Origin of the sequence: Actinokineospora diospyrosa, from assembly GCF_024171925.1 — a bacterium.
Classification (GTDB): domain Bacteria; phylum Actinomycetota; class Actinomycetes; order Mycobacteriales; family Pseudonocardiaceae; genus Actinokineospora; species Actinokineospora diospyrosa.
On record NZ_JAMTCO010000007.1, the window covers coordinates 152,072 to 169,646 of the forward strand.

The 17,575-nt window shown below is 71.1% G+C and carries 17 protein-coding genes and 1 tRNA gene; 7 read left to right on the top strand and 11 right to left on the bottom strand.

Features of this window, described 5'->3' with window-relative positions:
- Positions 1-62 precede the first annotated feature (62 nt).
- Genes LV75_RS14525 through LV75_RS14535 form a run of 3 tightly spaced genes read left to right on the top strand, consistent with a single transcriptional unit; the run spans position 63 to position 2,783 of the window.
- Entirely contained in the window at positions 63-1,433 is a 1,371-nt protein-coding gene (locus LV75_RS14525) for an NsdA family TPR-like regulatory protein (protein WP_344800536.1), read from the top strand.
- Positions 1,434-1,471: 38 nt separating this feature from the next.
- Positions 1,472-2,365 carry a phosphotransferase family protein gene (locus LV75_RS14530; RefSeq protein ID WP_253887417.1) on the top strand — a complete coding sequence of 298 codons (894 nt, stop codon included), beginning with the start codon at positions 1,472-1,474 and terminating at the stop codon, positions 2,363-2,365.
- A gap of 31 nt (positions 2,366-2,396) precedes the next feature.
- Entirely contained in the window at positions 2,397-2,783 is a 387-nt protein-coding gene (locus tag LV75_RS14535) for a hypothetical protein (protein ID WP_253887418.1), read from the top strand.
- Positions 2,784-2,983: 200 nt separating this feature from the next.
- Here LV75_RS14535 and LV75_RS14540 read toward each other — a convergent pair whose 3' ends face one another.
- From LV75_RS14540 to LV75_RS14560, 5 genes are all read right to left on the bottom strand, one after another.
- Positions 2,984-4,000: a CopD family protein gene (locus tag LV75_RS14540; RefSeq protein WP_253887419.1), complete on the bottom strand. Its 1,017-nt coding sequence runs from the start codon at positions 3,998-4,000 to the stop codon at positions 2,984-2,986.
- Positions 3,997-4,533: a copper resistance CopC family protein gene (locus tag LV75_RS14545; protein WP_372504184.1), complete on the bottom strand. Its 537-nt coding sequence runs from the start codon at positions 4,531-4,533 to the stop codon at positions 3,997-3,999. Before LV75_RS14545 ends, LV75_RS14540 begins: the two co-directional genes overlap by 4 nt.
- A gap of 12 nt (positions 4,534-4,545) precedes the next feature.
- Positions 4,546-5,316, bottom strand: a complete 771-nt coding sequence (locus LV75_RS14550; RefSeq protein ID WP_253887421.1) for a YcnI family copper-binding membrane protein — start codon at positions 5,314-5,316, stop codon at positions 4,546-4,548.
- 64 nt (positions 5,317-5,380) lie between these two features.
- Positions 5,381-5,926, bottom strand: coding sequence for a hypothetical protein (locus LV75_RS14555; RefSeq protein WP_253887422.1), 546 nt, complete (start codon positions 5,924-5,926; stop codon positions 5,381-5,383).
- A gap of 76 nt (positions 5,927-6,002) precedes the next feature.
- Positions 6,003-6,461, bottom strand: coding sequence for a DUF6474 family protein (locus LV75_RS14560; RefSeq protein ID WP_253887423.1), 459 nt, complete (start codon positions 6,459-6,461; stop codon positions 6,003-6,005).
- Positions 6,462-6,556: 95 nt separating this feature from the next.
- On the opposite strand from LV75_RS14560, the gene LV75_RS14565 reads away from it, so the two are divergent.
- The 3 genes from LV75_RS14565 (at position 6,557) to LV75_RS14575 (ending at position 9,974) form a co-directional block, all read left to right on the top strand.
- The gene (locus LV75_RS14565) at positions 6,557-8,197 is read left to right on the top strand and encodes a TM0106 family RecB-like putative nuclease (RefSeq protein ID WP_253887424.1); all 1,641 of its coding nucleotides are present in this window, start codon (positions 6,557-6,559) and stop codon (positions 8,195-8,197) included.
- A 65-nt stretch (positions 8,198-8,262) separates the two neighbouring features.
- Positions 8,263-9,348 carry an S-(hydroxymethyl)mycothiol dehydrogenase gene (locus LV75_RS14570; RefSeq protein WP_253887425.1) on the top strand — a complete coding sequence of 362 codons (1,086 nt, stop codon included), beginning with the start codon at positions 8,263-8,265 and terminating at the stop codon, positions 9,346-9,348.
- On the top strand, positions 9,348-9,974 hold the full coding sequence (locus LV75_RS14575) for an MBL fold metallo-hydrolase (protein WP_253887426.1): 627 nt from the start codon (positions 9,348-9,350) through the stop codon (positions 9,972-9,974). Before LV75_RS14570 ends, LV75_RS14575 begins: the two co-directional genes overlap by 1 nt.
- Before the next feature lie 6 nt (positions 9,975-9,980).
- On the opposite strand, the gene LV75_RS14580 is transcribed toward LV75_RS14575, so the two are convergent.
- The 3 genes from LV75_RS14580 to LV75_RS14590 all read right to left on the bottom strand — a co-directional run bounded on the left by LV75_RS14580 (position 9,981) and on the right by LV75_RS14590 (position 13,125).
- Positions 9,981-10,844, bottom strand: a complete 864-nt coding sequence (locus LV75_RS14580) for a DNA-formamidopyrimidine glycosylase family protein (RefSeq protein WP_253887427.1) — start codon at positions 10,842-10,844, stop codon at positions 9,981-9,983.
- Positions 10,845-10,912: 68 nt separating this feature from the next.
- Positions 10,913-11,350: a DUF983 domain-containing protein gene (locus LV75_RS14585; protein WP_253887428.1), complete on the bottom strand. Its 438-nt coding sequence runs from the start codon at positions 11,348-11,350 to the stop codon at positions 10,913-10,915.
- Between the two features lie 155 nt (positions 11,351-11,505).
- Positions 11,506-13,125 (bottom strand): sigma-70 family RNA polymerase sigma factor, encoded by a 1,620-nt coding sequence (locus LV75_RS14590; RefSeq protein WP_253887429.1) that lies wholly within the window; start codon positions 13,123-13,125, stop codon positions 11,506-11,508.
- A gap of 243 nt (positions 13,126-13,368) precedes the next feature.
- Between LV75_RS14590 and LV75_RS14595 the strand changes: the two genes are divergently transcribed.
- A tRNA-Gly gene (locus tag LV75_RS14595) sits at positions 13,369-13,444 on the top strand.
- A 127-nt stretch (positions 13,445-13,571) separates the two neighbouring features.
- On the opposite strand, the gene LV75_RS14600 is transcribed toward LV75_RS14595, so the two are convergent.
- The 3 genes from LV75_RS14600 to LV75_RS14610 form a co-directional block, all read right to left on the bottom strand.
- The gene (locus LV75_RS14600; protein ID WP_253887430.1) at positions 13,572-14,945 is read right to left on the bottom strand and encodes a DUF2252 domain-containing protein; all 1,374 of its coding nucleotides are present in this window, start codon (positions 14,943-14,945) and stop codon (positions 13,572-13,574) included.
- Positions 14,946-15,213: 268 nt separating this feature from the next.
- Entirely contained in the window at positions 15,214-16,593 is a 1,380-nt protein-coding gene (locus LV75_RS14605) for an MFS transporter (RefSeq protein ID WP_253887431.1), read from the bottom strand.
- Positions 16,594-16,679: 86 nt separating this feature from the next.
- Positions 16,680-17,567: a hypothetical protein gene (locus tag LV75_RS14610; protein ID WP_253887432.1), complete on the bottom strand. Its 888-nt coding sequence runs from the start codon at positions 17,565-17,567 to the stop codon at positions 16,680-16,682.
- Positions 17,568-17,575 lie beyond the last annotated feature (8 nt).

Below are 17,575 nucleotides of genomic sequence, written 5' to 3' on the forward strand. Positions count from 1 at the left end.
TCGCTGCCTGTGAAGTGCGCTTACTCTGCGGTTGACGCCCGGCGGAGAGTGAGAGGGGCGGAATGAACTCCATCGGATCCTCGGGTTCTCCCATTTCTTCAGACACCTGGGAGGAGCCCGAGATGCGGGCCGCGCTCGCAGCGCGGGAGGTCAGTTCCGTGTATCGGCTGCTCCGCCGCACTGGTGTGTCGCAGCGCCAGATCGCGGCGATGACCGGCCAGTCGCAGTCCGAGGTGTCGGAGATCCTCAAGGGTCGTCAGGTGATGGCCTACGACGTGCTCGCCAGGATCGCCGACGGACTGGGTGTCCCGAGGGGATACATGGGCCTCGCCTACGACGAGGTCACCGCGGTCCGTGTGGCGGTGACCCGCGAGGCCGCGCAGCCTGAGGAGAGCGAAGAGGTGAAGCGTCGGGAGTTCCTGGCACACGCGGCCGCCGTCACGGTGGGCGCGAACGTGCTGGGCAACAACTCCGGGTCGTGGGTCGCCAACCCGGTCCAAACCCCAGCACCCGGTCGCATCGGCATTACCGACGTCCGCCAGGTGGAGGCGGCGACCAGAGCACTGCGGTCGCTGGACTACCAGTACGGCGGTGGGTTCTGCCGGGACGCCGTGGTCGCGCAACTGTCCTGGGGCCAACAGATGCTCGGTGCCTCCGGGCCCGATCACGTGAAGCAACGCCTGCACGTCGCACTCGCCGACCTGCACAACCTCGCCGGGTGGACCTCGTTCGACATCGGCCTGACCGATTCCGCCCGCAACCACTTCGGCAAGGCGCTGGAGCTGGCCAAGGCGGGCAAGAGCGAACCGCTCGTCGCGAACATCCTGTACCGGATGGGCCGGGTCTACCTGCACAAGGAATCCCCGGACGACGCGCTGAAGATGTTCCAGCTGGGCCAGATCGCCGCCCAGGAGTCCGGTTCCGAGCTCGCCGTCGCGGTGATCTGCGCCAACCAGGCGTGGGCCTACGCGCTGATGGGGCACAAGGACCAGACCATGAAGCTGATCGGGCGGACCCGCGACGAGTTCGCCCGCGCCGACCACACCAAGGCCGAGGACTGGGTCCGCTTCTTCAACGAGACCGACGTCTACGCCATGATCGGCACCGTGCACACGGTGTTGGCGCAGACCACCGACCCGACGCACACGAAGTTCGCCATCCCGGCGCTGACCAAGGCCATCGACTCCTACGGCGACGACTACGCGCGCAGCCGGGCGTTCAACCTCAGCGCGCTGGCCACCAACCACATGTTGGAGGGCGACATCGACCACGGGGCCCGGGTGGGCCGCGCGGCGGTGGAGCTGGCCGAGTCGCTGAAGTCCTCCCGGGTCAAGGACCGGCTCAAGCCGCTGCTCAACGAGGCGACCAAGCGCCGCAACAACGCCGACGCGCGGGAGCTGGCCGAGCAGATCATCAATCTCAGCGTGGCCTGACCGGCGTATCGGCAGGTCATCGCCGGCTGTGGGGACCGATGGCCACCGACGGGTTGTTCACCAGGCAGAACCTGGACGCGGCGCTGGCCGCGGTGTGCGCGCGGGTCGGCGTCGACCCGGCTGGCGCTCGGTTGCTGCGGTTCACCAACAACGCCGTGTTCCGGCTGGCGGGCGACCCGGTCGTCGTCCGGATAGTCGGTTCGGTCGCGCTGCGGCACCGGGTGCACAAGGTGGTCCGGGTCGCCAAGTGGTTCGCCGAGAACGACGTCCCCGCGGTGCGGTTGACCGCGGGGATCGAGCAGCCCGTCTGCGTGGGTGACTACGCGGCGACGGTGTGGGACGCCGTGCCCGAGTACGGCGTCCCACCCCGGGCGGCCGATCTGGCCCGGCTGCTGCGGGTGGTGCACGCCCTCCCGGAGTTGCCGGAGCTGCCGGACTGGGACCCGCTCGACGACGTGCGCAGGCGTCTCGGCGAGGCGGAGGGCCTCGCCGGTGACGACCTGGAGTTCCTGCGGGACCGGGTCGAGCAGACCGACGCCCGGCTGCGGGCGCTGAGCTTCCCGTTACCCCGGGGCCTGGTCCACGGCGACGCCCACCTGGGCAACCTCATCCCGACCGCCTTCGGCCCGGTGCTGTGCGATTTCGACTCCAGCTGCCTGGGCCCGCCGGAGTGGGACATGACCCCGCTCGCGGTGGGCGTGAGCCGCTTCGGCGAGCCTGCCGCCCGGTACCGGGAACTGGCCGTCGGCTACGGCTTCGACGTCACTCTGTGGAGTGGTTTTTCGGTACTTCGCGAAGTACGTGAGCTCAAGCTCATCACCAGTGTCCTACCGATCATGAACAGCAGCCCGCAGGTGCGCCCTGAGCTGCTCCGACGGCTCCGCGACTTCCGCACCGGCGACACCTCGGCGCGCTGGGCCCGTTACCGCTGAACCGGCTTTTCGACCGGATGGCGGTATCCCGGTGGGTAACGGACTGCGCATCGTGAACGACGCCAGGGTCAGCGGGCCGGATGTACTGCGCGGAAACCGCACCTGGTCACTGTCCGTGTCGGCCCCACGCGAGGTGCTCATGTTCCGGTACCGGCGACGCGCCCTGGCTTCGGCCCGCGCACTCGACCAGGCGGTCAACAGCCAGCTGGCCTGCGTGGCCAAGCTGCCGGAGGACGCTCGACGCCGCTCGGCCGACCACCTCGCCGAGTTGGTGGGCCTGGCCCGCGCCTACCGCGCGTACGCCAAGGGGTGGATCTCCTACCGGGAGTTGGAGAGCCGCGGTCGGATCGCCACCGCGCGGCTGTCGCACCTGCGGGCCCCGCACCCCGCGGCGGCGCACCTCACCGAGCGGGACTGACCACTCGGCGTTGCGCCGTTCGGCCCACCTCGAACCGCTCAATCGGTTGCTCGGCTTCGGCAACTCGGCGTTGAACGGCTCCATCCCCTCGCCGAACCGCCCGGCCCCCTGTGGATAACTCCCCCCACTTTATCCACAACTGTGGACAACTCGGTGTGGATTACTCCGGGGTACTGGGGATACCTGAATCGATCCCCAGGTCAGGACACCGGTGCGCGGGTGAGCACGACCGCGAAGCCGAACGCCAGTCCCATGATCGCCAACTCCAGCCCGGCCCAGGTGACCAGCGCGGTGCTCCGGTGCGCGGCGATGGCGGGCATCAGCCGCCAGCGGATCTTGGCGCCGAGGACCGCCAAACCGACCAGGCAGGCGGTCTTGAGCAGCACCAGCACGCCGTAGCGGGTGCCGACCAGCGCCTCGAGCAGCGGGATGTTCGGGTTGACCAGCAGTTCCACCGCGCCGTTGAACACCCCGGTCGCCGTGACGACGACCAGGCAGATGGTGGCGAGCTTGGAGAAGCGCGGCAGGGCGTGCGCCAGGAGGGTCCGGTTGGCGGCCAAGAGGACGACGACCGCGCCCAGACCGCCCGTCCACGCCGCCGCCGACATCACGTGCAGCTCCATGGAGATCATCGTGAAGTCGTGCCACCGCCAGTTCGTGGCGTGACCGGTGACCGGTAGCGGCAACAGCGCGAACAGCGCCACCGCCGCGCGCAGTTCGGCGGGCACCGACTCGCCCGCGCGCACCGACCACACCGATAACCCGAAGCTGATCGCGGCGAAGGCGGCGACGAACACCAGCGCCTTGCCCGCGCCGACGGTGCCGATGTAGTCGAAGACCGACGCGGCGGACACGTTCGCGCCCGGTCGCAGCTCCGCGGTCTGCAGCACCAGGGCCACCAGCGCGGTCACGACCCACACCAGGGCGCTGAGCATCGCGACCCGCCGCGCGCCTGCCAACACCGGCTCGGCGAGCTTCGGCCGGTCGAAGCCGATCAGCAGCGGCAGCAGGCTCAGCCCGACCGTCACCACCGCGGCCATGTCGAGCAGGACGCGGACGATCGGGAGACCGACCCGGACCACCACCGCCGGTTCCGGCAACCCGGGGATCGGTTCCGCCGCGGTGACCGCGAGGCCGACGAGGACGCCGACGATCGAGGACACCACGAGGCCCGCCGCGAGCCACGGGTGGTGGGTGGTGGTCCGGGTGCTGGTCACTTCTCGCTGCCCCCGACCCGCAGCGCCAGGAACACGCCCGCGCCGAGCAGCACGGCCGCGCCCGCGATCCAGATCCACACCGGGACACCGCCGTCGTCCTCGGCGGCGGCCTGGCCGGTGGTGGGGGCGACCTCCGCCGCGCGTGCCGGGGTGCCGGTACCCGCCGCGGTCAGCGTGAACTTGATCTCGCCGGAGACCGGGTGGCCGTCCGCGGACAGGATGCGGTAGCCGACCCGGTAGTCACCGGCCGGGCCGAGCGGGCGCAGCGGGGCCGAGACGACGTTGCCGCGCACCGCGGCCTTGCCGCCCTGCCACTGGCCCGTCCCGTCCGGTCCGACCACGACGATCGAGTTGAGGTTCTCGCCCGCCTGCACCGGCTGGTCGAAGGTCAGCTCGATCGTGCTCGGGCCCGAGTCGACCGACGCCTTGTCCGCCGGGGTGCTGGACACCAGTTGGTTGTGCGCCAACGCGGGCCCGGCGAGGGCGACGGTGGCGAGCGCGGCCACCGCGAGCGCCGCGAGGCCGCGGCCCAGTGCGCGCATCGGTCAGTTCCCCGCCTTCGCGGCGGCGACCGCCCGACGCGCCCGCAGGGTCGCACCGGCACCGAGGCCCAGGCCGAGCGCGCCGACGACGAGACCCGCGCCACCGAGCCAGCGGGCGGTGGTGTCCGAGCTCTTCGCCGCCGCGGCCTCGGTCTTCTCGCCGTGGGTGTCGGTGGCGGTCGCGGCCGGTGCGGCGGCCGCGTGGTCGTCGCCACCCGCGGCGGCCTTGGTCAGCTTGACGACGGGGGCCGGGTGCTCGGGCTCCTCGGCACCGGCGGCGGGCGGCGGGGCGTCCCAGGACACGACCTTGCCGCTGTCGTAGGTCTGCACCGCCGGGAGCACGAGCTGGTCGGTCTCGGGCAGCGCGCCACCGGAGACCTCGAACTCGGCGAACTCGCCGGGGCCGATGCGGGTGCCCGCGGCCGCGGTCCAGGTGACCGAGCTGACCGCCTCGGTGATCTCGGCGCCGTGCGAGGTGATCGGCTTGGCCAGCTTGCCCTTGACGATGGTGGCGGTCCAGCCGGGCAACGGCTTGGTGCGCAGCGAGGCGATCGGGGTCTCGGCCGGGAACTTCACCTCGACCTTGACGGTGCCCGCGGTGTTGTCCTCGTTCGGCACCCGGAAGGTGATCTTGGTGTAGCCGCCCTGGACGGCGGGCTCGCCGAGGACCTTGGCGGTCACGTGCGCGGAGGCGATGCCCGAGGTGAACAGGACAGCGGTACCGGCGGCGGCGAGCACAACCCCGGCGCGCGCGGCGAAACGATAAGTCGACATAGCGAGGTATCTCCTGAAGGAAGGGGTCGAGTCAGACACGACTCGCGAAGGGGGTGCGGGGGCTTCAGGAGGGGACTGGGGGACCGCGCCGTCCGCAGACGACGCGTAAGAGGACCGTCAGCAGGTGGTTGGCGGTGGTGGTGACGGTCAGCGCGGGTTGCGGCGTGGTCGGCGGGAGGCTGGTCGTCAGCACCCGGACCAGGCCGGTGACCGCGCTCGCGATCGCGTTGAGCGCCGCACCGGCCACGGTGAGCAGGACCGCGTTGATCACCGTGGCCGCGACGTGCGTGACCAGCATCAGGCCACCGCTGACCGCGGGGGTGTGCTGGTGGCCGTCGTGCGGCACCGCGATGTCGGTGAGCAGCACGTGCAGGCAGAGCTGGCTGACCCCGAGCAGCGCCAGGGTCGCCACGAGGCCGCCGCGCCGGTCGGCCAGCGCCGTCCCGGCCCACCCGACCAGCGCCGTCAGTGCCAGCGTGACCGCCGTGTCCGGGATCCCGCCGCCCGCCATGCCGTGCGCGGAGATCGCCAGTGCCGCGCTCGACCCACCCAGGAGCGCGCCCCGCAGCACGCGCGGGGCGCGCGGCGGGCTCACTCGACCGGGGGGCACAACCCAACAGCGTAAGCGCTGGTGTCCAGAGGTCTCGACCACAGTCCGGGTGGCGGGACCCGGTCACGCCCCGCGATCAGACCCCGAGCGCGCTCAGCAACCGGCCCTCCAGCTGGTCCAACTCGGTGGACACCGCCCGGTGCGCCGCCCGCCTGCGGGCGGTCGGCATCCGCTCCGACGCCCGGATCGCGGCCGCGAGCTGGCGCAACCTGGTGTCGGCCGCGTCGGCGAACGCGCGCTCCTGCGGCGAGGCGTCCGGCTTGGTCCGCAGCTCGGTGATCCCGGACGCGGCACCGGCGATGCGGGCGTGCAACGCGCCGCCCTTGCCGGAGTAGTGGCCCAGGTCGTCCACCGCGATGCCCAGCCTGCGGGCCTTGCGCCGGTCCCAGCTGTCGCGCACCGCAGCAGCCGACTTGAGCAGGTACGGCGTCACCACCGGCAACACGGCGGGCGCGAGCACCTTCGCCACCGCGATCGCGTTCTTGGCCTTCGCGGGCGTGATCAGGGGCAGGTCCGCCACCTTCTTGCGCGCCATGACATGAACCTACTTGGCGTGATCGCCCCCGGCACGCCCACGGGTCGAATCGGGCGGTACCGGAATCGTCGGCCACCGCAACTAAGCTGCGCAGTGTGACTACAACGGTGCTCCTCGACGCCGGCGTGGTGAGCCGCTGCAGGCGTCGCGTGCACCTGGAGCACGACCCCGCCATGCGCGATGTGCCGCGCGGTGCCCCCGACCCCACCTCTGAGCTGCGCAAAGCCGACGCCACCGCGCACCGGCGGGTGGTCGCCGACCAGCTGGCCGCCCGGTTCGGCGAGCGCTGGTACGAGGTGCCCACCGGCCCGGCCACCCGGTCGGCGGACCGCGAGGCGGCGACCCTCGCCGCGCTCACCGAGGGTCGCGATTTCATCTGGGGCGCCGCTCTCCCGCGCGACCCCCTCGCGGGTCGGCGCGGCAGCATGGACCTGCTGGTGCGGACCGCGGGCGGGTACGTGCCGGTGCTGGTGGTCCGGCACAAGGTCACCGACCCCGGCACGGGCGCGCGCACCTCCCCGCTCGAGGAGCTGGCCAACGTCGGCGGCACCCAGGACGGCACCCGCAAGGTCCGCCCGCAGCCGCGCGACCAGCTGCGGCTCGCGCACACCAGGCGGCTGCTGCAGGGCGCCGGGTTCGCCGACGAGCGCACCGCGTTCGCCGGGGTCATCGGCCTCGACGGGGACGCGGTCGTCTGGCACGACCTGCAGGCGCCGACCTGGCCCGGCGGGCGGACCGCGCTCGCCGAGTACGACAGCCGCTTCGCCGACCGGATCGCCGTCGCGACCGCCGCGGCCGCGGGTGAGCCCGCGCTCGCCGAGCCGTCGCGGATCGTGGAGTGCCGCAGCTGTCCGTGGTGGCCGGTGTGCGAGGCGGCCCTGGTGCAGACGCGCGACGTCAGCCTGGTCGTGCGCGGTGAGGACGCCGGGATGTTGCGCGCGGCTGGGGTGACCTCGGTCGACGCGCTCGCCGAGATCGACCCGCACGACACCGACGTGCCGCTGGTCGGGATGCCGGTGCAGGACGCGGTCGGCCTGGCGCGCGCGTGGCTGGCCGACCTGACCGTGGTGCGGCGCAGCCAGGTGATCGACGTGCCGCGCGCGGACGTCGAGGTCGACGTGGACATGGAGAGCTTCGGCGACGCGGGCGCGTACATGTGGGGTGTGCTGCTGTCCGGGGCCGACATCGGCGAGCCGCGGGGGTACCGGGCGTTCGTCAGCTGGGAGCCGTTGCCGACCGAGGACGAGGCGCGGTCGTTCGCCGAGTTCTGGCACTGGTTGACCGGGGTGCGGGCCGCGGCGGCCGAGCGGGGGCTGAGCTTCCGCGCCTACTGCTACAACGAACTCGCCGAGAACCGCTGGCTGCTGGCGTCGGTGCGCCGCTTCGGCGGGTACCCGGGTGTGCCGCGCAAGCGCGAGGTCATCTCGTTCATCGAGTCCGACGAGTGGTTCGACCTGTTCGGCAGCGTTCGGGAGTACTTCCTGTGCTCGCACGGCAAGGGGCTCAAGACGATCGCCCCGGTCGCCGGGTTCAGGTGGCGTGACCCGGAGGCGGGCGGCGAGAACTCGATGCGTTGGTACCGCGACGCTGTTGGGCTTGACGGTGGTGAGCCGGAGCTACCGCAGCGCACGCGGTTGCTGGAGTACAACGAGGACGATGTCCGCGCCACGGCGACGCTGCGGGAGTGGATGACCTCGCCCGCGGTGAACGAGATCCCGTACGTGGGCGACATCTGACCATTCGCACCGGCGGGTGCACTCGAATACGGTTGGCGGCGTACCCGAGCAAGAGGAGCAGTTGTATGCCGCAGCAGGTCCGGGGTGTCGTCGCCCGCGCCAAGGGACAGCCGGTCAGCGTCGAGACGATCACCGTGCCCGACCCGGGTCCCGGCGAGGCGGTGGTGAAGGTCCTGACCTGCGGGGTCTGCCACACCGACCTGCACTACCGCGAGGGCGGCATCAACGACGAGTTCCCGTTCCTGCTCGGCCACGAGGCGTCCGGGATCGTCGAGTCGGTCGGTGACGGCGTGACCGACGTGGCGCCGGGGGACTTCGTGGTCCTCAACTGGCGCGCGGTGTGCGGCACGTGCCGGGCCTGCTTGAAGGGCAAGCCCTGGTACTGCTTCAGCACGCACAACGCCAAGCAGCCGATGACGCTGCAGGACGGCACCGCCTTGTCGCCCGCGCTGGGCATCGGCGCGTTCATCGAGAAGACGCTTGTGCACAGTGGACAGTGCACGAAGGTCGACCCGGCCGCCTCGCCCGCCGCGGTGGGGTTGCTGGGCTGCGGTGTGATGGCCGGGATCGGTGCCGCGGTGAACACCGGTGCCGTCGGCCGCGGCGACAGCGTCGCGGTGATCGGGTGCGGCGGTGTCGGTGACGCGGCGATCGCGGGCGCCCGGCTGGCAGGCGCCACGACGATCATCGGCGTGGACGTCGACGACCGGAAGTTGGAGTGGGCCAAGGGGATCGGCGCCACGCACACGGTCAACGCGGGCGCTGGCGACGTGGTCGCCGCGATCCAGGAGCTGACCGGCGGGTTCGGCGCGGACGTGGTGATCGACGCGGTCGGCCGCCCGGAGACCTGGAAGCAGGCGTTCTACGCGCGCGACCTGGCTGGCACGGTCGTGCTCGTCGGCGTGCCGACCCCGGACCTGCGCCTGGAGATGCCGCTGATCGACTTCTTCTCCCGCGGCGGATCGCTGAAGTCCAGCTGGTACGGCGACTGCCTGCCCTCACGCGACTTCCCGTACCTGGTCGACCTGTACCAGCAGGGCAGGTTGGACCTGGACGCGTTCGTGACCGAGAAGATCGCCCTGGACGAGGTCGAGGTCGCGTTCACCCGCATGCACCACGGTGACGTGCTGCGCTCGGTGGTGGTCCTCTGATGTCGGCCCGCGTCGACCACGTCGTCACCTCCGGCACCTTCAGCCTCGACGGCGGCACGTGGGAGGTGGACAACAACGTCTGGCTCGTCGGCGACGACCACGAGGTGGTGGTCATCGACGCCGCCCACGACCCCGACGAGATCCTCGCCGCCGTGGGCGACCGCGTGGTCCGCGCCATCATCTGCACCCACGCCCACGACGACCACATCAACGCCGCGGCCGACCTCGCGACCGCCACGGACGCCCTGGTCCACCTGCACCCCGCCGACGACCCGCTCTGGCGCGTGCTCTACCCCGACGCCGACTACGAGCCCCTGCACGACGGCCAGCAGTTCGAGGTCGGCGGCGTCTTCCTGGAGGTGCTGCACACCCCGGGCCACGCCCCCGGCGCCGTCTGCGTCTACGCCCCGCAGCTGGACGCGATCTTCACCGGCGACACGTTGTTCCAGGGCGGCCCCGGTGCGACCGGCCGCTCCTTCAGCGACTTCCCGACCATCATCGACTCCATCAGCGAACGCCTCCTGGCGCTCCCGGTGAACACCAAGGTCTTCACCGGCCACGGCGACTCGACGACCATCGGCGCCGAGGCTCCCCACCTCGACGAGTGGATCGCCCGGGGCCACTGAGCCCGGTTACTTGAGGAGCCGGGAGAGCCTGCGGTCGGCCAAGGGCTTGCCGCCGGTCTGGCAGGTGGGGCAGTACTGGAACGACTTGTCCGCGAACGAGACCTCCCGGATCGTGTCCGAGCAGATCGGGCAGGGGAGGCCGGTGCGGGCGTGCACTCGGAGGCCAGAGCGCTTCTCGCCCTTGAGGCGGGCGGCGTCTTGGCCTACCGAGCGGGTCACCGCGTCCGTCAGCACCGTGCGCATGGACTCGTAGAGGCGGTCCACCGCGTCTGCCGGTAGGCGGGCAGGCGTCGCGTAAGGCGACAGCTTGGCGACGTGCATGATCTCGTCGGAGTAGGCGTTGCCGATGCCCGCCAGCACGCGTTGGCTGGTGAGCAGGTTCTTGAGGCGTTCGGAGCGGCCGCCCAAGAGGGCACCGAACTCGTCGCGGGTCAGGGCGAGGGCGTCCGGGCCGAGGGTGGCGATCTGCTCGATCGTCGCCGGGTCCTCGACGATCCAGACCGCCAAGCCCTTCTTGGTGCCCGCCTCGGTGAGGTCGAAGCCGGGCCCTTGCCCCGGCGGACCCAGGTGCACGCGCAACGCCAGCGGGCCCTTACCGGGCTTCGGCGGCATCGCCGACATCGTGTCGGCCCAGCGCAGCCAGCCAGCCCGCGCCAGGTGGGTGACCAGGTGCAGGCCGTCAACCGCCAGGACCAGGTACTTGCCGTGCCGGGTCGCCCCGGTCACCTCCCGGTCGTGCAGCGCGGTCCAGGGCGGGCTGGCGGTCTTGAGGACGCTGAGCGACGCCACGTCGACGCGGTGGACGCGTCGGCCGACGGCGTGTTCGCGCAGGTGGTGGGCTAGGGCCTCGACCTCGGGGAGCTCCGGCACGCCACCAGTCTCGCCGCTGGGTGGCGTGCTGTCATGCCCTGCGCCGGGGCGTGACCGGGTGGATACGGTCAGGTCAACGGCTTGAGGATGCCCTCGTAGCTGGGCTGCGTGTCCTGGCTGATCTCCTTGGCGATGCGCGTGATCTCGTTGCGCGCGCTGAAGTAGCCCCGGATCGTGCCCATCCACCGCTCGGTGGGCTCACCGTCGCCGTCGTCGCCGGTCTCGGCGATCAGCGTCCACGGTCGCCGGATCGCCCAGCGCGCCGGGAAGAAGAGGATGGCCAGCACGATGAGCAGCACTAACCAGCCGGGCACGAACACATCGGTTGGCATCCAGGCGACCAGCGCGACCACGAGGACCGAGATCAGCACCAACATCACCACACCGGGCACGTACCCGGCTGCGACGTCGTGCTCGAAGTCGTCCTCGGTGGCCGGGGTGCGCCACTCGAGCGTGCCGTGCACGGTCCACAGCCGACCGTTCACGTCGCGGACCTGACGCGTCATCTCCTGCCCTCCGGCCGCCGGTGCGTGGCAGTGGCACGCACCCGGGTCTGACAGCACCAGGAGGCAACGTTACCTCCTCGGCGCTGCGACCAACGGGTGAAATGCCCGACCAGCCTGCGGCACCGATTCTGGCACCGGCGACCGGAGTTGATCAACTAGCGGCGGCGTGGTGCACCCGTCACGGTGACCGTCGACACGGATTCGGCGCGGCTGCCGGACTGCCGGACCGAACCGGGGTAGCCGGGGTAGCGGGTCCTGGTGTACTCGACCTGCTTGGTGACCGCGGTGGTCTGCCCGGCCGAGTTGACCTTGGTGGTGACCCTGGTCTCGGTGACCACGTCGTAGCGGTCGTAGATCGACCACTTCCGCTCGTAAGTGGTCTGCGTGTACACGACGGGCAGCGACTCGTCGTAGGGGTCCTCCGGCTGGAAGCCCATCCGGCCTGGCCGCCGCGGCGGTGACGTCTGGTTGGTCCTGCCGGGCTTCTCGGCCGCCTGCGTGTTCGTCTGCGGCTGGGCCTTGGCCGGGGTGGGCACCCGCACGACCTGACTGGCCGCCTGAGGGGGCTGCGCGGCGGCAGGCACCTCTTGGCGGGTCGTCGTCGTTGTCGGCGGTGTGACGTCACGGTCACCGGGCTGGTCCGCGTTGCCCGAGGGGCTGTCCGGTCGCTTGCGCTGAGTCGGGATGACCGCACCTGTCGGAGCCGGGGCGAGCCCGCCTGCCGCCGACGGGTCCGGGTTGATCAGCAGCTCGGTCGGCCCGGCGCCCTCGAAGTCCGCGTAGGCGTGCTGATCGACGCTCGCGCCCCACGGCACCAAGGCAAGCCCGAAGACGCCGACCGCGGCCGCTGAGGTAGCCGCAAGAGTCACCTGCATCTTCGCGGTGGACAGCAGCCCCTTAAGCGCACCGAATCCGGTGGCCGCCGTGGTGTTCGAGGCGACCATCCCGATCTGCTGCCACAACGCGACACCGGCGATGGGAGCTGCGATGAACGCGGCGTGGGCGCGCAAGCCGGAGCAGACGTCCTGTAGCTCTGCCTGCATCGAGGTACACGAAGGGCACGTCGACAGGTGAGCGCGGACCTTGCGCCGCTCAGTGCCCTTGATGCTGCCTGCCGTGTACGCGCCCAACTTCTCCAGGACGGACCGGCAGCCGGTAGAGCCACGGTCGACCGTTAGGTGTGCCTGGAGGTAGGCGGCGCGCAGCCCCTGCCGCGCGCGGCGGGCTAAAGCCGCTGTCGCGTTGGGGCTGAGTCCGAAGTTGCCCGCCACAACGGCGGGGCGCTCACCCTCGACCTCGACCTTCCACAGCACGCTGCGCCAACGTTCGGGCAGGCTGGTGAAAGCGCGGGTGATCAGGGTGCGCTCGGTCGACTGGCCGGTGTTGTCCGGCCCGGCGCCGACGCGGTGGCTCAACTCCTCGTCGCTCACCGGAACATCGCGCTTGCGGGCGTTCCACTCCCACGCGACGCGCCTGGTGACGATCAGCAGGTAGCCGCGCACGTTGTCGACGGGGCCGGAACCGCGCCGAACCGCCTGCAACACGCGGAAGAAGGCCTCCGCGGCGAGGTCCTCGGCTTCGGCCCGGTCGTTGACCAGCCCGAGCGCGAGCCTGCGCACGGCGTCGGAATGTCGGGAGAACAGCTCACCGAACGCGGCGTCGTCGCCGGACCGGAGGCGTTGGAGGAGTGCCAGGTCTTCGCAGGCGGCGGTCGACGAACCAACCTCGTCGACATCGCGACGCCCGCTGGGAGCAGGCCGGTGAGTCTCGGTCATCCGGCCCGGTACCTCCTCCTGGCCGTCGTGACAGTGTTGAACAAGATGCCACACGGGGTTGTCCAGCGGTCGATAAACGTGAATAACGTTAAGAGGACCCCATCATCTGTACTAGCCCGTCCAGTAGCGCGTGGCTGGCCCAACAGCACCCCCAAAGTCAGCGAGTGTGGGGAACGTACCCCCTCCGAGGTAGTGCCAGCGGAGCCTAAGCTATAGTTCACACACCTACGCAAGACCGGGTAGGCGGATGTAGCGCAGCTGGTAGCGCATCACCTTGCCAAGGTGAGGGTCGCGAGTTCGAGTCTCGTCATCCGCTCCACGAATAACTGGCGAGTGCTCATGCAGAGCACTCGCCAGTTCTCGTTTCGCAGTGCCTTGTAGGGGCGCAGCCCCCACGCCCCGCTCGGGGGCAAGCCCCCGAACCCCCAAGCGGGCCGTAGGTGGCATTAATCCTCGATGATCGCGGTAAGTCTGCCGGTCTTGACGGCCGTTGCGAGGTCGGCGTGGTCCGCCTCGGTCTGGTCCGCGTAAGACACCGCGTACTTGCCGAAAGCCTCGTCGAGCTCCTCACCGCAGTAGCCCGCGAGCAGCCGCGGATCTACGGAACGCGTGTGGGCACGGGCAAGCAGCGCACCGGCGAAGCGCCCGTAGTCGTCTAGGTGGTCGCGCTCGAGCGTGGTCGGGTCGATCTCGCCCTTGCGGTTGCGGAACTGCCGGACGATGTAGTGCCTGCCCGCCACGGTGGTCCACCCGAGCAGGATGTCGGTCTCCGCCTGCACGAGCCGCGCGCCGTGCACGATGCGCTTGCCCTCGTGCTTGGCCGGGGCGTGCCCGAGGTGGTGCGCCAACGCCGACGACTGGGCCTCCTTGACCTGCAGCACCAACGCCTCGTCACCGTTGCCGTGCAGCAGGACCAGGTAGTTGCGCAGGCCGACGCTGCCGGTGCCGACCACGCGGAAGGCCACGTCCGACACCCCGTACCGCATGATCAGGTTCCGCCGGGACTCGCGCAGCGTCTCGACGTAGCCGGGCAGCGCGGCGACGACGGCGTCGGCCACCCGGTCGCTGACCGGGGTGAGCACCGGCGGCTCGGTCACGAACCGCCAGCGCTGGTCGGCGCCGCGCTGCGTCCACTTCGCGGCCACCTTGGCGCTGGTGTTCTTCCGCGCCTTCTTGGCCGCCCGCGCGAAGTCGTCGAGCAGCGCTTGGGCGTCGACCTTGGCCAGCACCGACTCGTCGCCCAGGGCCGACCAGGAGTCCAGGAACGGCTGCTCGGCGAGGTGGTCGAGCGCCTTGCGGTACGAGCGCACCACGTCCTCGGCCGCCTCCCGGCAGGACTTCTCCGAGAAGCCGCCCTCCCGGCCCGCCAGCACGATGCTCGTCGCCAGCCGCTTGAGGTCCCACTCCCACGGGCCGGGCACGGTCTCGTCGAAGTCGTTGATGTCCATGACGATCTGGCCGTCCGGCGTACCGTAGAGCCCGAAGTTCGCCGCGTGCGCGTCACCGCACAGCTGCGCCTCGAGGCCGGTGCGCGGCGTGCCCACCAGGTCGGCGGCCATCAAGCCCGCGCTGCCGCGGAAGAACGCGAACGGCGAGGCCAGCATCCGGCCCACCCGCAGCGGGACCAGCTCCTCGACCCGACCGGCGTTGCTCGCGTCCAGGAAGTCCACGATCGGGGGACGGTCCGGCGCGAGGCTGACCGCCTTGTGGTCGCGCAACCCCGCCACCGCGCGCAGCGCCCTGCCCTGCGCGAAGACCTCGCCCGGCTCGACCCAACGCCCCAACGCCGCCGCGGTCTGTGCCCGCGCCCGTTCACCCATGGGCGACATCATGCCTGTTCACCGCCGGTGTCGAGGCCGCGACGGCGAGGTTGGGTGTTGACCTTCGCCAACCAGACAAACCGCTTCTGGCCATTCGAACACTTGTGCACACTGTGGATAACTCCTGTGGACAACCACTGCCGCGCGGCGTGTCCGAACGACTACCGATTCGACCCGGAAAATGGCCGTTGAGCTGGCAATTCACCCCGTAGGGGCGAGGCGGTGACGGGACGTGCCCAAACCGGAGTTATCCACAGGCTGGGGATAACTACGCCGCGGCTAGCGCGGTCACGGCCCGTCGGGTAAGGGCGAGGAAAGCGCCCAGCACGACGACCGTGAGCCCGGCCAGGAGCCAGAGCGAGAGCCGCAGAGCCCCGGTGTAGCCCTCGCCTTCGAGAGTGCCGTGCGTGCCGGTCGCGATGATCGAACCGACCACCGCGATCCCGATCGTCTCGAAGGCGAGCCGGGACGTGCCGAACATGCCGGACGCGGTCCCCGCGCGGCTCGGCCCGGCACTGGCCAGGGCCATCCCGTCGACCAGCCCGGTGGACAGCCCGATCCCCGCGCCGAGGGTGAGCAGCGGCCCGGCGAGCGACAGCGCCGTGCTGTCCGGGCCGATGCCGGTCAGCCACGCGGTGCCGGTGGCGACCAGGGCGAGCGCGCCCGCCAGCACCGCGTTCGCCGAACTCCACCTGGCCAGCGCGCCCGCCACCAGCGGCAACACCAGGATCGGCGAGGTCATCAGGATCAGCGTGGCACCCGCTCCCCGCGCGCTCTGGCCGACCACCTCGGTCAGGTACGACGGCAGGTAGACCAGCAGCGGCACCATCACCGCCACGAAGGTCGCCGCGGCGAGGGCGGCGGCCAGGAACCCGGGCGTGCGCAGCAGGTCGAAGTGGAACATCGGGTTGGGCACCCGGCGCTCGACCACGGCGAACACGACGAGCAGTCCGACCCCGACCACGAACGCCGCGAGCACCAGCGGGCTGGCCCAACCCAGCGCCGGGCCCTCGATGAAGCCGGTGATGACCAGCAGCAGCCCGGCGGTGAAGGTGACCGTGCCCGGCCAGTCCACCCCCCGGGCGTCCGGGTTCCTGGACTCGGGCACGAGCGCGACCAGCGCCAACGCCGCGACCCCGACCGCGGCGGGGAACCAGAACACCGCCTGCCAGCCGAGCGCGCCCATGAGCAGGCTCGCCACCGACGGTCCGAACGCCAGCCCGAAGCCGATCGTCGTGCCGAACATGCTGAATGCGACGGCCTTGGTCCTGCCGGTCAACGAGCTCGCCATGATCGCCACCGCGCTGGTGGCCGCCGCGGCCGCGCCGATGCCCGACAGCCCGCGCAGCACGTCGAGGACCAGCAGGTTCGGCGCGATGGCGCTGAGCAGGCCACCGACGGCGAAGATCGCGGTGCCCGCGGCGAACACGCGGCGCCTACCCACGATGTCGGCGAGCCCGCCCGCGGCGAGCATGAACCCGGCGAAGGTCGTGTTGTAGGCGTTGACCACCCACTGCACCGAGGCGAGGTCGCCGTGCAGGGTCGCGCGGATCTCCGGCAGCGCGATCGAGGCGCCGGTGAGGGTGATCGGGAACATCAGGACGGCGAGCAACAACGTGGCGAGGGTGACCCCCTGGTGGGTACGCACGCCACTAGCTTCGTCGTATTACGAACTTCCCGGAAGCGAGATTCCACTTCCCGGACCGGCGCTGCGAGATCGTGCCCCTGAAGGGTTCAGTACGCCGTGCGCGAGTAGCCCGCCGAGGTGGACTTGCTCTCGCCGACGCTCTTGCCGACGAAGAACGCGGCCGTCGCGATGCCCAGGACCACGATGATCGCGACGATCACCAGCAGCACCGTGCGACCGCGGCCGGACTTGGTGTCGGTGGCGAACGCGTCCTGCTGCCAGCCGGTGGAGTTGCCCAGGTCGGGCACCTCTTCGCCCACCCACCACGGCGGGGCGCTCTCCACCGGTCGCTGTTGGTTCCAGCTCTGCGGGATCGCGGGCTGCTGGGGTTGCTGGGGTTGTGGCAACTGCTGGGGCTGCGGCTGCGGCGGGAAGCTGGTGGTGACCGTGCGCATCTCGCTGCTGGACACCACCTGGGTGCGGTCGGCCTGCTGCTGGGCCGGGGCCTGCTGGGCGAGCTGCTCGGGGTTGCGCACCACCTGGGTGCGGTCCGGCTGGGGCTCCTGCGGGCGCACCGTCTGCACGGTCTGCGTGCGCTCACCGACGGGCAGTCCCGGCGGCGGCGGGGTGTCGTCGGTGATCGGCGGGATGATCGTGGTCGACTCGACGGCCGGGGTGTCGTCCTTCCACTTGAACGCCGGTGGGAAGGGGCCGTCGCTGGGCTTCTCCTGGCTGACCTGCGGAACCGGGACGGGGGCCGAGATCGGTGCCGCGACGGGCGGAGGTGGCGTCGGGGCGGGCGGCAGCGGCAACTGCGTGATCGGCTCTGGTGCGGCCGGGACGGCGGCGGGCAGAACGGGGAGGCTGGGCAGCCCGCTGTCGCCACTGGCGGCCTTGGCCAACACGGCGTCGCGCCGGACCCGGTAGTCGTCAGAGGACAGGCGTCCGGCGGCTAGGTCAGCGTCTAGCTGCCTTAACTCTTCTTGCCACGTCATCGCCTAGC

What these genes read in the sequence shown, in the direction of transcription:
- LV75_RS14525 (WP_344800536.1), top strand. Translation starts at nt 63, where the DNA reads ATGAACTCCATCGGATCCTCGGGTTCTCCCATTTCTTCAGACACCTGG.
- LV75_RS14600 (WP_253887430.1), bottom strand. Translation starts at nt 14,945, where the DNA reads ATGGGTGAACGGGCGCGGGCACAGACCGCGGCGGCGTTGGGGCGTTGG.
- LV75_RS14590 (WP_253887429.1), bottom strand. Translation starts at nt 13,125, where the DNA reads ATGACCGAGACTCACCGGCCTGCTCCCAGCGGGCGTCGCGATGTCGAC.
- LV75_RS14585 (WP_253887428.1), bottom strand. Translation starts at nt 11,350, where the DNA reads ATGACGCGTCAGGTCCGCGACGTGAACGGTCGGCTGTGGACCGTGCAC.
- LV75_RS14575 (WP_253887426.1), top strand. Translation starts at nt 9,348, where the DNA reads ATGTCGGCCCGCGTCGACCACGTCGTCACCTCCGGCACCTTCAGCCTC.
- LV75_RS14530 (WP_253887417.1), top strand. Translation starts at nt 1,472, where the DNA reads ATGGCCACCGACGGGTTGTTCACCAGGCAGAACCTGGACGCGGCGCTG.
- LV75_RS14570 (WP_253887425.1), top strand. Translation starts at nt 8,263, where the DNA reads ATGCCGCAGCAGGTCCGGGGTGTCGTCGCCCGCGCCAAGGGACAGCCG.
- LV75_RS14610 (WP_253887432.1), bottom strand. Translation starts at nt 17,567, where the DNA reads ATGACGTGGCAAGAAGAGTTAAGGCAGCTAGACGCTGACCTAGCCGCC.
- LV75_RS14550 (WP_253887421.1), bottom strand. Translation starts at nt 5,316, where the DNA reads ATGTCGACTTATCGTTTCGCCGCGCGCGCCGGGGTTGTGCTCGCCGCC.
- LV75_RS14560 (WP_253887423.1), bottom strand. Translation starts at nt 6,461, where the DNA reads ATGGCGCGCAAGAAGGTGGCGGACCTGCCCCTGATCACGCCCGCGAAG.